Genomic DNA, 12,005 nt, shown 5'->3' with positions numbered 1-12,005 from the left:
GCAAGGTCTTCTGGTACCGCTTCTTCATCCACGACCACCTCAACCGCTTGAGCGCGGGCGTGCACACCACCACGCCGGGCGGTACCTTCATCTACTTCATCGAGCAGGGTGGCTTCGGCATCTTCCCCTGGGTGGCGCTGCTGCCGGGGGCCTTCGCGGTGGTGTCCCGGCTCAAGCCCCGCTCGCGGAACAAGGCGGACCACCTGGCCCTCATGGCCGCGCTGTGGGTGGCCTTCTCCTTCATGCTGCTGGCCTCCTCGGCCACCAAGTTCCACCACTACGTCTTCCCGGTGCTGCCGGGCCTGGCCGTCCTCATCGCCCTCTTCGTGGACAGGCTGTGGGAGGAGGGCCTCTCCAACCACGTGGTGAGCCTCGTCTTCGGGCTCGTCCTCTTCGTCCTCGTGGGCAAGGACCTGGCCAACAACCCGAAGAACTTCACCGACCTCTTCGTCTACAACTACGACCGACCGTACCCCTTCGACCTCGTCACCAAGCCCATCGCCATGTTCGCCTCCCGGCCGCTGTGGACGGGCGACATCCTGACGCTGGTGCTGCTCGCCGTGGGCGCCTACCTCTCCGTGGGCGTGTTCCCGGCGAAGGCGAAGGCCTCGGTGGGCGCGCGCCTGATGGCGCTGCTGTGCCTGGGCGTGGGCGCGGCCCTCCTCGTGCCCATGGCCGTTCGCGGCGTGGGGGCGCAGTGGCCGGTGGGGCTCGCGTTGGGCCTCGTGGGCGGCTGGCTGGCGTGGCAGGCGCGCAGGGCCGATGCCGAGTCGCGCACGGGCCTGTGGCTGATGGCGGGTGCCCTCACGCTGTTGGGCGGGGCGTTCGTGGCGCGGGGCCTCCGGGTGGCGCCGCTGAGCGACCCGCTCCTCAAGTCCCTCTCCGAGCCGGTGAACGTGAAGATGGCCCTGGGCTACACCTTCGCGGTGGCGGGCACCCTGGCCGTGGTGGGGGCGCTCCAGCGCTCGCGAGTGATGGTGTACGGCACCTTCTGGGCGCTCGCGGCCGGCTTCGCCCTCTGGTTCAACTGGGGCCACTGGGTGGACCTGTCCCACCACTGGACGCAGCGCGACCTGTTCTGGCGCTACTACGCCCAGCGCAAGCCCGACGAGCCCATCACCGCCTTCATGATGAACTGGCGCGGTGAGACGTTCTACTCGCGCAATCAGGTGAAGCAGATCCGCGAGACACCCAAGCTCAAGCCCTTCGTCGACCAGCCCGGCCGCGAGTGGGCCCTGGTGGAGCACAACCGGCTCGGCCTGTTGAAGCAGGCCGCGGGGACCGACAAGGTCATCACCGTCATCGACCGCGACATCAACAACAAGTTCATCCTGGTCTCCATCGATTGAGTGGCATCTCCGTCCAGGGCCTGGCCAAGCGCTTCGGCGCGCGCACCGCGGTGGAGGGGCTGACCTTCGACATCCGCCCCGGTGAGGTCTTCGGCCTGCTCGGGCCCAACGGGGCGGGGAAGACGACCACGGTGCGCATGCTCACCGGCCTCCTCCAGCCCTCGGAGGGGGAGGCGCGTGTGTGGGGCCACTCGGTGCGCACGGACGGCGAGGCCCTGCGGCGTGTGGTGGGGCTGCTCACCGAGCAACCCGGGCTGTACGAGCGGCTGAGCGCGCGCGACAACCTGCGCTTCTTCATCAAGCTGCACGAGCTGGACGAGCGCGAGGTGTGGCCGCGTGCCCGGGTCTACCTGGAGCGCTTCGGGCTGGCGGGCCGCGAGGACGAGCCGTGTGGGGGGTTCTCCAAGGGCATGCGGCAGAAGCTGGCCATCGTGCGCACGCTCGTGCACGACCCGAAGGTCATCTTCCTGGACGAGCCCACGAGCGGCCTGGATCCCGAGTCGGCACGCACCGTGCGCGACGCGGTGGCGGAGCTGGCGGCGGAGGGGCGCACCATCGTGCTGTGCTCGCACAACCTGGCCGAGGTGGAGCGGCTGTGCACCCGGGTGGCGGTGGTGAAGGGGCGGCTGCTGGCCCTGGCCGCGGTGAACGAGCTGCGGCGCACGGGCAGCGCGCTGGAGGTGAAGGTGGAGGGCGAGGCCCACCGCTACCTCCCGGCCCTGAACGCGCTGCCGTTCACCCCCAACGTGCTCGCCGAGGGCGGGCGGCTGCGGGTGATGCTGGCGGACGAGGAGCAGGCTCCGGACGTGGTGGCATGCCTGGTGGGGGCGGGGGCGCGCGTGCGCAGCGCGGTGCCGTCCCAGCGCCCGTTGGAAGAGGTCTACCTGGAGCTCATCCGCGAGGGGAGGGCGTAGCCATGGCGTTCCGTCCCCAGCGTGCGCTGGCCGTCTTCTGGAAGGACTTCCTGGACCTGCGCAAGAACCCGTCGCTGCTGCTCGCGATGGCGGCGCTGCCGCTGGTGCTGGTGGTCGTGCCGATGATCGTCGTGTGGACGTACGTGCGCGACCCGAACGACACCAACCTGCGGGTGATCGCCCTCTACTACGACCCCACCCTGCCGCTGAACGCCAGCGCGGGCCGCTTCCTGGTGGAGCGCACGCTGCTGGACTGGTTCGGCATGTTCCTGGTGATGCCGGTGTTCGTGCCCATCCTCATCTCCTCGCAGAGCGTGGTGGGGGAGAAGGAGCGGCGCACGCTGGAGCCGCTGCTGGCCTCGCCGGTGACGGCGGCGGAGCTGGTGGCGGGCAAGAGCCTGGCCTCGCTGGTGCCGGCCATGGCCATCACCTGGCTGGCCTTCGTGGTGCTGTGCGTGGGGGTGGACGTGGTGGCGTGGCCCCTGGGGCAGGGCCCGATGCTGCCCAACGTGCTGTGGCTCTTCGGGGTGGTGGTGCTCGCGCCGCTGTTCGCCTTCTTCGGCAATGGGGTGGCGGTGCTCATCTCCGCCCGCGTGTCCGAGGCGCGCACGGCGCAGCAGCTTTCCGCCCTGGTGGTACTGCCGCTCGTGGGGTTGGTGGCCGGCCAGGTGGCGGGCTTCTTGAAGGCCGGGCCGGTGTACTACGCGGTACAGGGCGCGGTGGTGCTGCTGCTGGACGTGGCGCTGCTGTGGGCGAGTATCCGCTTGCTGGACCGCGAGCGCCTGCTGAGCCGCTGGGGATAGCCGGGCGGACGACCGCACGCCGGGTTGACTGGCCAAGGGTGCGGAAGGTCTGGCATGTTTCCCCTGAAAGGCCGGGGGACGGGCGAACTGCGGGCGTGCAATCGTCCCGGACGCTATGCGTTAGGTGAGGGTGGCGGCGTGGGCTCCCGGTGGTCCGCGGTCCAGGAGGCGACGAAAGCACGATGGGATTCTTCGGTACGATCAAAGACGAGGCGCAGCGCAACTTCATCGCGCGTGCTGACGAGGCGAAGGGCGAGATTGTCTACAAGTATCCGGAGCGGAACATCCGGATGCTCACCCAGCTCACCGTCGCTGCCGACGAGGTCGCCCTCTTCGTCAAGGACGGGAAGGTGGAGGGAAAGCTGGGGCCTGGGCGGCACCAGCTGGACACCAGCAACATCCCGTTCCTGGGGCGGCTGGTGGAGACGTTCACCGGCGGCAACCTGTTCCTCGCCGAGGTGTTCTTCATCTCGATGCGCGAGTTCACCGGGGTGAAGTTCGGAGGCCCCATCGGTGATGTGCGCGACCCGGAGACGGGGCTGGGCATCGGGACGATGGTGTACGGCGACTTCTCCCTCCGGGTGACGGAGCCGGAGAAGCTGGTGGTGGGCCTGGTGGGCATGGGCCGCACGAGCGACGCCGAGTTCCTGGGGTGGTTCAAGAACCAGGTGCTGAAGGTGACGCGCGACCGCATCGCCGAGCTGCTGGTGAAGAAGAAGTGGCCGCTCCTGGACGTGACGAGCGGTGCGTACACCGAGGAGATCGAGACCGAGGTGATCGCCGGCTTGAAGCCGCACGTGGACACCTACGGGATGACCGTGGTGCGGATGGGCAACTTCCACGTCAGCATCAAGGAAGAGGACGAGGCGACGCTGAAGAAGCTGTCCAAGGACGTGGCGTACTCGCGTCTGGCGGGCGGTTTCCAGCAGTACGCGCAGGGTCAGGCGATGCTGGGCGCGGCCGAGGGCATGGCCAAGGGCGGTGACGGCAGCGGTGCCGGCGCTGGGTTGCAGGGCATGGGCATGGGCATGGGCTTCGGCATGGCCCAGATGTTCACCAACCAGCAGCAGAACCACCAGCAGCACCAGCAGCACCAGCAGCAGGCTCCGGCGGCGGCGGCTCCGGCGGCGGACACGCGGAGCCCGGCGCAGCGGCTGAAGGAGATCAAGGAGCTGAAGGACGCGGGCGTGCTCTCGGATGACGAGTACAACGCTAAGCGGGCCGAGCTGATGAAGCTGCTGTAGCCCTGGTCCGAGCTCTACTTTCGAGGCTTCCGTCCGTGTTCCGGGCGGGAGCCTTCGTGTTTTCTGGGGGCCTTGGCCGCGGTGCGCTTCGCGCTGCGGGCCTGCCGGGTCTCGGGCTTGCTGGCCTTCGAGGGCTTCGACGTCTTCACCGCGGCGGCCTTGGGAGCCGGGGCCGGAGCCGAAGCCGCCGGAGCGGTCTCGGGCGTGTCGCGGGCGTCCAGCTTGATGGGGACACCCAGGGTGGTGCCGAGCCGCAGCAGCAGCACGTCCGGAGTGATGGCGGTCTCCCCCATGGCCTCGGCGACCTCGCGAGCGGAGAGCGCGTTGCCGTGGGCCCACAGCCCCTTGAGGAACTGGCCCGCCTCGGGGCTGTGCCACCAGGAGGGGCCGAAGCGCGCCTTCAACTGTCCCTGGAGCTGACCCGCGAGAAACCAGGCGCGGAAGCTGTCGGCGGACTGGAAGAAGTCCTCCTGGTCCACGAGGTAGCGCGCCACGTCGTCCTCCGTCACCGGCATCGCGTCCATGCGCGTGAGGATGGCCTTGTACAGCTCGCGGGCGTCGGCGCCCTCCTGCCGGTGCACCGCGAGCTGGTAGAGCAGCCGCCCCGCGGCGCGGCGGATGAGGAACAGCTTGTGGGCGCTCGCCGCCGCGAGGTACTCGGTGCGCGCGGTGCCCGACAGCCCCGCGTGCTCCTCCAGCCACACCGGGTCCTCCATCAGGTCCTCGAAGAGGGCGGAGTAGGCCTCGGAGACGGTGGGGTTGCCCAGCTTGGCCAGCTCGAAGCGCGGCTCCTTCGTGAAGGCGTAGTGCAGCGCGTGACCGAACTCGTGCAGCAGCCGCGCCTGCTCCATCGCGCCGTCGACGGGGCGCACGGACAGGCGCACGTCCCCAGGCACCGTGACGCCGAGCGTGAGCGGGCGCGGGTTCTTCCGCTTCACGTCGTCCCGGGTATCGAGGCGCACGTTCTTCATCTCGCCCAGGTCGATGCCCATCCCCGCCAGCGTGCCGTGCGCGCGCAGGAGCAGCTCACCCTTGGGGAACAGCCCGTCCACGTCTCGCAGACGGAAGAGGCGGGGCAGGTCCGCGCGGGTGAGGGTGGCGAAGGGCAGCCCCAGCTCGCGCTGGGAGAGCCGCTCCATCACTTCCTTGTAGGGCGCCTCGGTGGCCTGGAGCACTTCCTCGGCCAGCAGGCCCAGCCGGCCCAGGTCCGCCTGCCGCAACTCGCCGCCGAAGGCCTCGTAGGAGGGATAGCCCAGCTCGCGCACCAGCTCCTCGGTGCGCTCCTCGCGGCGGCGCAGGAGCTGGTTGAGCCGCTCCAGCGCGGGCGTGGCCGCGGCGTAGAGGGCCTTGCGCTTCACCGCGCTCCGCTCATTGGCCAGCAGCCGCTCCAGGTCGCGCCAGCGCACCTCGCGGCCATCCATGGGGAAGGAGAGCGAGGCCTCCAGGTTGGCGATGGCTTCATTCACCTCGGCGAGCTGCTGCGAGAGGTACTCGCCCGCGAAGTGCGATTGGAGGGCGGTGAGGGCGCGCAGCTCGCGCGGGTCGGTGGTGCGCTGGCGCAGCCGGTCGATGTTCCGCAGGTTGTCGAGCCTGAAGAGGCCCGCCCTGCCCACGTAGGTGGAAGTCACGTCCGCGCGAGCGCCCTCGGTCCAGTAGCGCCAGATGAGCTCGTCCTGGGATTTGAGCAGGGCGGCGGCCTCGGAGGAGAGCCGGGCCACCTCGGTGGCCAGCTTCTGCTCCTCGGTGAGGGGCGCGGGGGGGGCCTTGGAGCCGAAGGTGGCGCACCCGCCAAGGGCGCTGAGACCTAAAGTGAGGACGAGTGCGGGAAGCCTTGGGCGCATGGATGGCGCAATGTAACTTCAGTGCCGCCCATGCCCAATCCAGTTCAGTGGCGCTCGGCCGCAGCCAGGCAGGCGCTCTACGGAGCCCTCCGCCGTTTCTTCACCCAGCTTGGTTACCTCGAGGTGGACACGCCGCTGCTCATCCCGGCCCCGGGGATGGAGCCGCACATCACCGCCTGCGAGGTGCCCTTCATCCCCGAGACGGACGTGGGGCAGCGCCGCACCCTCTACCTGCACACCAGCCCCGAGTACGCGATGAAGCGGCTGCTCGCCGACGGGGCGGGGCCTCTCTTCCAGATCTGCAAGGTGTTCCGGAACGGGGAGGTGTCGAGGACGCACAACCCCGAGTTCACGATGCTGGAGTTCTACCGACCGCGGGCGGACTACCACGCCATCATGGCGGACCTGGAGGGGGCGCTGGCGGAGGCGGACCGGACGGTGGGGGGCGATGGCTTCTTCTCTCGCACGCCCTACGAGCGGCTGTCGGTGCGGGACGCCGTGCTTCGGGAGACGGGAGTGGACTTGAGGGCCTGTCCGGATGGGCCCTCGCTGAAGCGGGCCGCGGAGGCGGCCGGGGTGCGCACCGGGGACGCCACCCACTTCGACGACGTCTTCTTCCACCTCTTCCTCCAGAAGGTGGAGGGGAAGCTGGGTTGGGAGCGGCCCACCTTCCTGACGGAGTACCCGGCCTCCATGGCCTCGCTGGCGCGCCTCAAACCGGAGGACCCCACGGTGGCCGAGCGCACGGAGCTGTATGCCCGGGGGCTGGAGCTGGCCAACGGCTTCTCCGAGCTGACCGACCCGGTGGAGCAGCGTGCTCGCCTGGTCGAAGAGCAGGAATTCCGACGCAACGCGGGCCGGGCCGTCTATCCACTGGACGAGCGATTCCTGGACGCGGTAGGCCGCATGCCACCCTCGGCGGGCATCGCTGTGGGGCTCGATCGTATCTTGATGCTGTTGCTGGGAGTGGAGTCCATCTCGGAGGTCCTCCTCTTCCCGGCGCACGAATTCGTCTGAGAAGAAGCGCGCCATGGCCACGAAGAAGCAGCCGCAGCTCCACACCTCGCAGTCCCACCCCTGGCATGGCGTCTCGCCGGGTCCGGAGGCTCCCGAGGTCGTCACCGCCTATATCGAGATCGTTCCCACCGACACGGTGAAGTACGAGCTGGACAAGGAGACGGGCCTCCTCCGGCTGGACCGGCCGCAGCGGTTCTCCAGCCAGTGCCCCACGCTCTACGGGTTCATCCCCCAGACGTACTGTGGCGATCTCGTGGCGAAGCGCTGTGCCGAGCGCACCGGCATCAAGGACATCAAGGGCGATGGGGATCCGCTCGACATCTGCGTGCTGACGGAGAAGCTCATCCCCAGTGGTGCCCTGCTGGTGCACGCGATTCCAGTGGGTGGCTTCCGGATGGTCGACGGCAAGGAGGCCGACGACAAGATCATCGCGGTGCTGGAGTCGGACCTCGTCTACGGAGCGCTCCAGCACGTGGCGCAGCTGCCGATCGCGCTCGTGGAGCGCCTCAAGCACTACTTCCTCACCTACAAGCAGATCCCCAGTGAGGTGAAGCGCGAGGTGGAGATCGTCGAGATGTACGACCAGAGCGAGGCGCGCGAGATCATCCGGCGCAGCATGAAGGACTACCAGAAGGACTACGGCGTGGCGCCGGCCCCGGCGAGCAAGCCGCGCGCTCGCAAGCGCTGATTTGACCCCCTGACGGAGGGGCGGGTACAAGCCGCGGCCGTGACCGCTCCTTCGTGCTACCAACATCCGGATGTGCCCGCGACCACCCGCTGCGGTGGCTGCCTCCAGCCCCTGTGCGCCGGGTGCGCGGTCTTCGAGGGCGGACTCGACCGCTGCCCGTCCTGTGTTGCCCGGTACTGGCGCGCACGGAAGCTCCAGAAGGGGTTGCTCGTCGCGGCGGGGGTGGCCGTCTTCGTGGCAGGCGCGGCGTACCTGACCCGGTCAGGGGTGTTGCCCTCGGGTGACCCGTCCGGGTCCTCGCCGGAGTCGGAATTCAATTACGGCTTGAAGGCGCCGCGGATCGCGAAGCTGCGTGAGCAGCTGGCGAAGGAACCCTGCGACCGGACCAGGTCGGTGGAATACGTCCAGGCCCTGTTCGCCGCCGAGGACTGGCGGGGCACCCTGCGGAGTGCCGACGACTTCATCGCGCGGTGCGGGAAGTTCCCCCAGCTCCGGTCAGTGACCTATTCGGCGCACATGCGACTGAGCGAGTTCGACCTCGCCATCCGGGATGCCACGGAGCTTCTCGACAGCGCTCCGCGCAATGCAGGGTACTGGGTATGGCGCGGCATGGCCTATGAGTCGCTCCATGCGTCCGACAAGGCCCTGGCGGACTTCCAGGAGGCCTTCCGCCTCAATCCGGAGTTGTTCCAGACGGCCAACCAACTGGCCACCGCCTACGAGCGGCGGAAGCAGCCCTGTGACGCCTACTTCGTCTTGTTGGAGCACGTGAAGGCGAATCCCGCCATATCCGGAGAGCCCAAGATGGAGAAACGGCTCCTCCAGTTGACGGACCAGGGGAAGTGCACGGGAAAGCAGAATAAGCGCGAGGACAATCGCTGAGCTGCCGGCATGGCGAAGGAGCACCTGAGTCCTGGGGCAGGGGAAGGCGTCGGTATGCAACGCGAAGCTCGACAGAGAGGCTTGTGCGGTCCTCCACGGTGGGCGCCTGTAGGGGCCCTCGGGCTCATCATTCTCATCCTCCATGCGGCGTGCGCGACGCCCCCACCGATGGGCGGCCAGGTCTCCTCGGGTATTCGCTCACGGTCACCGACCACAACGGAGCCCGGGCTGGAGGTGGTCGCCGTCCACGAGGTGAGGATCGTCGAGGAGGGCAAGATTCGCACTCGGCCAGTGCCCATCAACAAGGCTGAATTCCGGCGTAGCGTCGAGCGGCTTACTCGAGGGCACCGCTTCATCGGGTCGCCGAAAGAGGCAGCGCGAGAGCTGCTCAAGTTGGCCCAGGGCGAGGAACTTCGCGAAGTCGAGCGCGTAGCGATGACGGGCGACTGGGAGGGAGAGGCCTACCGCGGCGAGATCTACTCCATGGTGCCAGTGCGGCAGACGGGCCCGGTACCATTGACGCCGGTAGCCGAGGTCGCACTTGGGGCACGGTATGAGCAGTGGTGTATCGTCCGGGGCGGTGGCGACTGTCTCGGTCTCTTCGAAGACGGGCCGTACCTGCGCACTGATGACAGGAGGACGCTGGCCCTGGCCCTGGCCTTCGGCTCGGTGCTCGACGAGACGCTCGCAGCCCTGGGCCATGAGCTGAGCCCTCGGGCGGTGATGGCCTCGCTCCTGTGGGCGGTGGGGCTCTACCTTGCTTTGTGGCTGGTCCCCGAGCCCACCACCAAGGCCGTGGCGGCCTCTCTCACGATGCTGCTGGTGGCTTGGCTAGGCGTGGACACGGTGTGGGGGTTGATGGATGGCTGGGCCCTTATGGCGACGCAGGCTCACCGCGCCAGCACGTTCGAGGATTTGCGCACGGCCGGGGTGGGCTTCGCCAAGGTGCTGGGGACGGACGCAGCGCGCGTACTGATTCTGGCGGTGACGGCGCTGACGGGGAGAACGCTGGCCGAGGTGTCGGGGCTCGTGCGCTCACTGCCGGGCTACCGCCTGGCGCGGTTGCAATTGGAGGTTCAGGGCGTCGACGGTTGGGTGCTGGTCCAAGTAGAGCGAGTGCAGGTCGTGGCGGCCTCGGAGAGGGCACTTGCGGTTGTAGTGTCTCCGGAGGCTGCGCTCGCCGGGGCGATGATGAGCCGCAACAGCGCGGCGCACACAATTTCCGCTCCCGGTCGTCCCAGGGCGACCGAGGTCTACCGCCACCGCGTTGGTAACCAGCAGGTGGAACTCGACAACGGCCAGCGGTGGCACCTGCCGCGCGACAAGTCGGTGGCCGACATTCCCACGTCGGACCCGCTCGGCGACGAACTCCAGGCGGCCGCCAAGGAGGTGGCGGCGAAATGGGGGCCGGAGAAGTACACGCCAAATGTGAGGGATGCCATCAAGGACTTTCTCCGGAAGGGCGACAAGCGCGCTGCGGAACTGCTGGAGCGGCGGGCTCGAGGACAATGGGTCGAGGACCAGCTCAATCTCCGGTTTCCAGGGCTGACGTGGAACGAGCGAGGAGTCGATGTCACCGGCCCCTTGGGGCAGAGTTACCATTACGAAATTCTGTCGGGGACGGAGTCCAACTTCTTGCGGCACGGGCGCCGGATGGCGAGTTCCTTCTTTCGCATGATCTTCTTCTGAGCGCCGGATGACACCTAACATTCACTACGAAGAGCGGGAGATCGAGGGGGAGCGGCTGGAACTGACGGATACGAAAGCCCGCTACTGGCTCGGGCCGAACCTCACGCTTCGGCGCTGTACGGTGGTCGTTGGCGTGGGGGCACGCTCACTCTGCCTCGCGTCGTCGCGGCTCATTGACTGCACCATCGAAGTGAAGCGTCAGTTGACCGGGAGACCGTGGACGCTGGTGGCGTTGAATGGCTGCCGTTTCAAGGGGCGCTTCTATGGCTGCGACTTCGGCCCGTGGCACGGCTACACGGATGGGTGGGAGAAGGGGGCGGTAGAGGACTGCGATTTTTCCGAGGCCCAACTCGACGCCTGCCGGTTTCATGGCACCGATCCTCGGACCCTGCGCCTTCCACGCTGGCCCTGCTTCACCATCGAGGATCCCATCGGGCGGGCCTCCGAGTTGAATCGGCTGAAATGGCCCGGCGCGTTCGGGAGCGTGGTCATCGAGGAACTGGCCACTCATCCGAGGTCCACCTCCGCGTTGACCTACCACGCACCTTCCGTGGCGATGCGGCTGGAGACGACGGCTGAGGAGCTCCGGGCCGTCCTCGAGGGCCTCGACTGCATCATCCTGTGACGGGTGTGGGGCTCACGGCTTTCTTTCCGATGGCTCAGCGCACCTCGAGCAGCCGCACGCGCTTGTAGAGCCGACGGTCGAGCGGCATCCGCATGTCCGTGAGCTTCATCTCCGCGTCGAATTCGAGGCTGACGGTGGGCACGGGCGGGCTGATGGAGATGATGAGTTCCATCTGCCACAGGCTCACGAGCTGCGTGCGGCCCTGGATGGCCTCGGGGGGCGGCGGCGGAAGGCGCTCGGCGGCGGCACGGATGTCGGCGATCGCCTCGCGGTCCACCTGGGCGTCGTTGCTGGGCGTGACGAGCTCCACGCTGAGCAGTTTGCCCTGGGTGTCCTGCACCACGCGCACGGTGGCGCGGCGGGTGGCCCGGAAGTCCTCGCGCATCTGCCGACGCAGCGTGCGGCGTGCCTCCAGCGACGGGTCTCCGCCAGGCGGCAGGCGGTCGTAGGCATCGGGCGTGTTGGTTGCGAGCGGCGAGCCCGTGTTGGCATAGGTCGCGGCACGGTCCGACCAGACGCGCATCCACTCCCCTGAATTGCCACGGCTCTGCTCGAGGAAGCCCTTGAGGCCCTTGGCGCTGACGGCCCGCTCGGCGTCCCACTCCTTCAGCAGGGACTTGCCCAGCTGGGAGAAGTAGGGGTGCACCAGGCCGCGATCCACCTTCCCACGGCGTACGCCCTCCAGCACCATGTCCGCCACCCTCGCCTCGGGAGTGGCGGGCTCGGGCACACCCGCATCCGGTACGGCGACGCCTCCCTCGGGGCTCCACGACAGCGAGGGGGAGGGCAGCAGCCGGGACGCCCCCAGGCGCGGACCCTCGGCGCGGGGCATGTCCGCGCGAGGCATGTCCGCGCGAGGCAGGTCACTCGCGGTAGGCGCCTCGGCGACGGCGGGGGGCTCGGCGGGTGGTGTCGGAATGGGCTCCACGGGCCTGGGCGCTTGCGCGGCGGCG

The 12,005-nt window shown here is 68.6% G+C and carries 10 protein-coding genes and 1 pseudogene; 9 read left to right on the top strand and 2 right to left on the bottom strand.

The window, feature by feature from the left end; genetic code table 11:
- From VF794_RS37960 to VF794_RS37945, 4 genes and pseudogenes are all read left to right on the top strand, one after another.
- Window positions 1–1,349, top strand: a pseudogene (locus tag VF794_RS37960) (dolichyl-phosphate-mannose--protein mannosyltransferase); the annotation flags it as partial.
- Window positions 1,346–2,263, top strand: coding sequence for an ABC transporter ATP-binding protein (locus VF794_RS37955; RefSeq protein ID WP_331118288.1), 918 nt, complete (start codon window positions 1,346–1,348; stop codon window positions 2,261–2,263). The pseudogene VF794_RS37960 and the gene VF794_RS37955, both read left to right, overlap by 4 nt.
- A 2-nt stretch (window positions 2,264–2,265) precedes the next feature.
- On the top strand, window positions 2,266–3,066 hold the full coding sequence (locus tag VF794_RS37950) for an ABC transporter permease subunit (protein WP_331118286.1): 801 nt from the start codon (window positions 2,266–2,268) through the stop codon (window positions 3,064–3,066).
- Between the two features lie 182 nt (window positions 3,067–3,248).
- Window positions 3,249–4,310 carry an SPFH domain-containing protein gene (locus VF794_RS37945; protein ID WP_331118284.1) on the top strand — a complete coding sequence of 354 codons (1,062 nt, stop codon included), beginning with the start codon at window positions 3,249–3,251 and terminating at the stop codon, window positions 4,308–4,310.
- Window positions 4,311–4,324: 14 nt separating this feature from the next.
- Here the strand turns inward: VF794_RS37945 and VF794_RS37940 are convergent, their stop codons facing one another.
- A complete protein-coding gene (locus VF794_RS37940) occupies window positions 4,325–6,151 on the bottom strand; it encodes a chromosome segregation protein SMC (protein ID WP_331118282.1) in 1,827 nt (608 codons plus the stop codon).
- Between the two features lie 30 nt (window positions 6,152–6,181).
- Between VF794_RS37940 and epmA the strand changes: the two genes are divergently transcribed.
- From epmA to VF794_RS37915, 5 genes are all read left to right on the top strand, one after another.
- Window positions 6,182–7,168: an EF-P lysine aminoacylase EpmA gene (gene epmA, locus VF794_RS37935; protein WP_331118280.1), complete on the top strand. Its 987-nt coding sequence runs from the start codon at window positions 6,182–6,184 to the stop codon at window positions 7,166–7,168.
- A gap of 13 nt (window positions 7,169–7,181) precedes the next feature.
- The gene (locus VF794_RS37930; RefSeq protein WP_331118278.1) at window positions 7,182–7,856 is read left to right on the top strand and encodes an inorganic pyrophosphatase; all 675 of its coding nucleotides are present in this window, start codon (window positions 7,182–7,184) and stop codon (window positions 7,854–7,856) included.
- Between the two features lie 39 nt (window positions 7,857–7,895).
- Complete coding sequence (locus tag VF794_RS37925; protein ID WP_331118276.1) at window positions 7,896–8,738, top strand: hypothetical protein; 843 nt, start codon at window positions 7,896–7,898, stop codon at window positions 8,736–8,738.
- A gap of 234 nt (window positions 8,739–8,972) precedes the next feature.
- The gene (locus VF794_RS37920; protein ID WP_331118274.1) at window positions 8,973–10,427 is read left to right on the top strand and encodes a hypothetical protein; all 1,455 of its coding nucleotides are present in this window, start codon (window positions 8,973–8,975) and stop codon (window positions 10,425–10,427) included.
- A 7-nt stretch (window positions 10,428–10,434) separates the two neighbouring features.
- Window positions 10,435–11,052: a hypothetical protein gene (locus VF794_RS37915; protein WP_331118273.1), complete on the top strand. Its 618-nt coding sequence runs from the start codon at window positions 10,435–10,437 to the stop codon at window positions 11,050–11,052.
- Between the two features lie 34 nt (window positions 11,053–11,086).
- Here VF794_RS37915 and VF794_RS37910 read toward each other — a convergent pair.
- Window positions 11,087–12,005, bottom strand: a 919-nt coding sequence (locus tag VF794_RS37910) for an energy transducer TonB (protein ID WP_331118271.1), incomplete at its 5' end; no start/stop codon positions are given.

The organism is Archangium sp., from assembly GCF_036389735.1.
In the GTDB taxonomy this organism is placed as follows: domain Bacteria; phylum Myxococcota; class Myxococcia; order Myxococcales; family Myxococcaceae; genus Archangium.
This window is presented reverse-complemented; position numbering and strand designations above follow the sequence as displayed.

What these genes read in the sequence shown, in the direction of transcription:
- VF794_RS37950 (WP_331118286.1), top strand. Translation starts at nt 2,266, where the DNA reads ATGGCGTTCCGTCCCCAGCGTGCGCTGGCCGTCTTCTGGAAGGACTTC.
- VF794_RS37945 (WP_331118284.1), top strand. Translation starts at nt 3,249, where the DNA reads ATGGGATTCTTCGGTACGATCAAAGACGAGGCGCAGCGCAACTTCATC.
- VF794_RS37940 (WP_331118282.1), bottom strand. Translation starts at nt 6,151, where the DNA reads ATGCGCCCAAGGCTTCCCGCACTCGTCCTCACTTTAGGTCTCAGCGCC.
- epmA (WP_331118280.1), top strand. Translation starts at nt 6,182, where the DNA reads ATGCCCAATCCAGTTCAGTGGCGCTCGGCCGCAGCCAGGCAGGCGCTC.
- VF794_RS37930 (WP_331118278.1), top strand. Translation starts at nt 7,182, where the DNA reads ATGGCCACGAAGAAGCAGCCGCAGCTCCACACCTCGCAGTCCCACCCC.
- VF794_RS37915 (WP_331118273.1), top strand. Translation starts at nt 10,435, where the DNA reads ATGACACCTAACATTCACTACGAAGAGCGGGAGATCGAGGGGGAGCGG.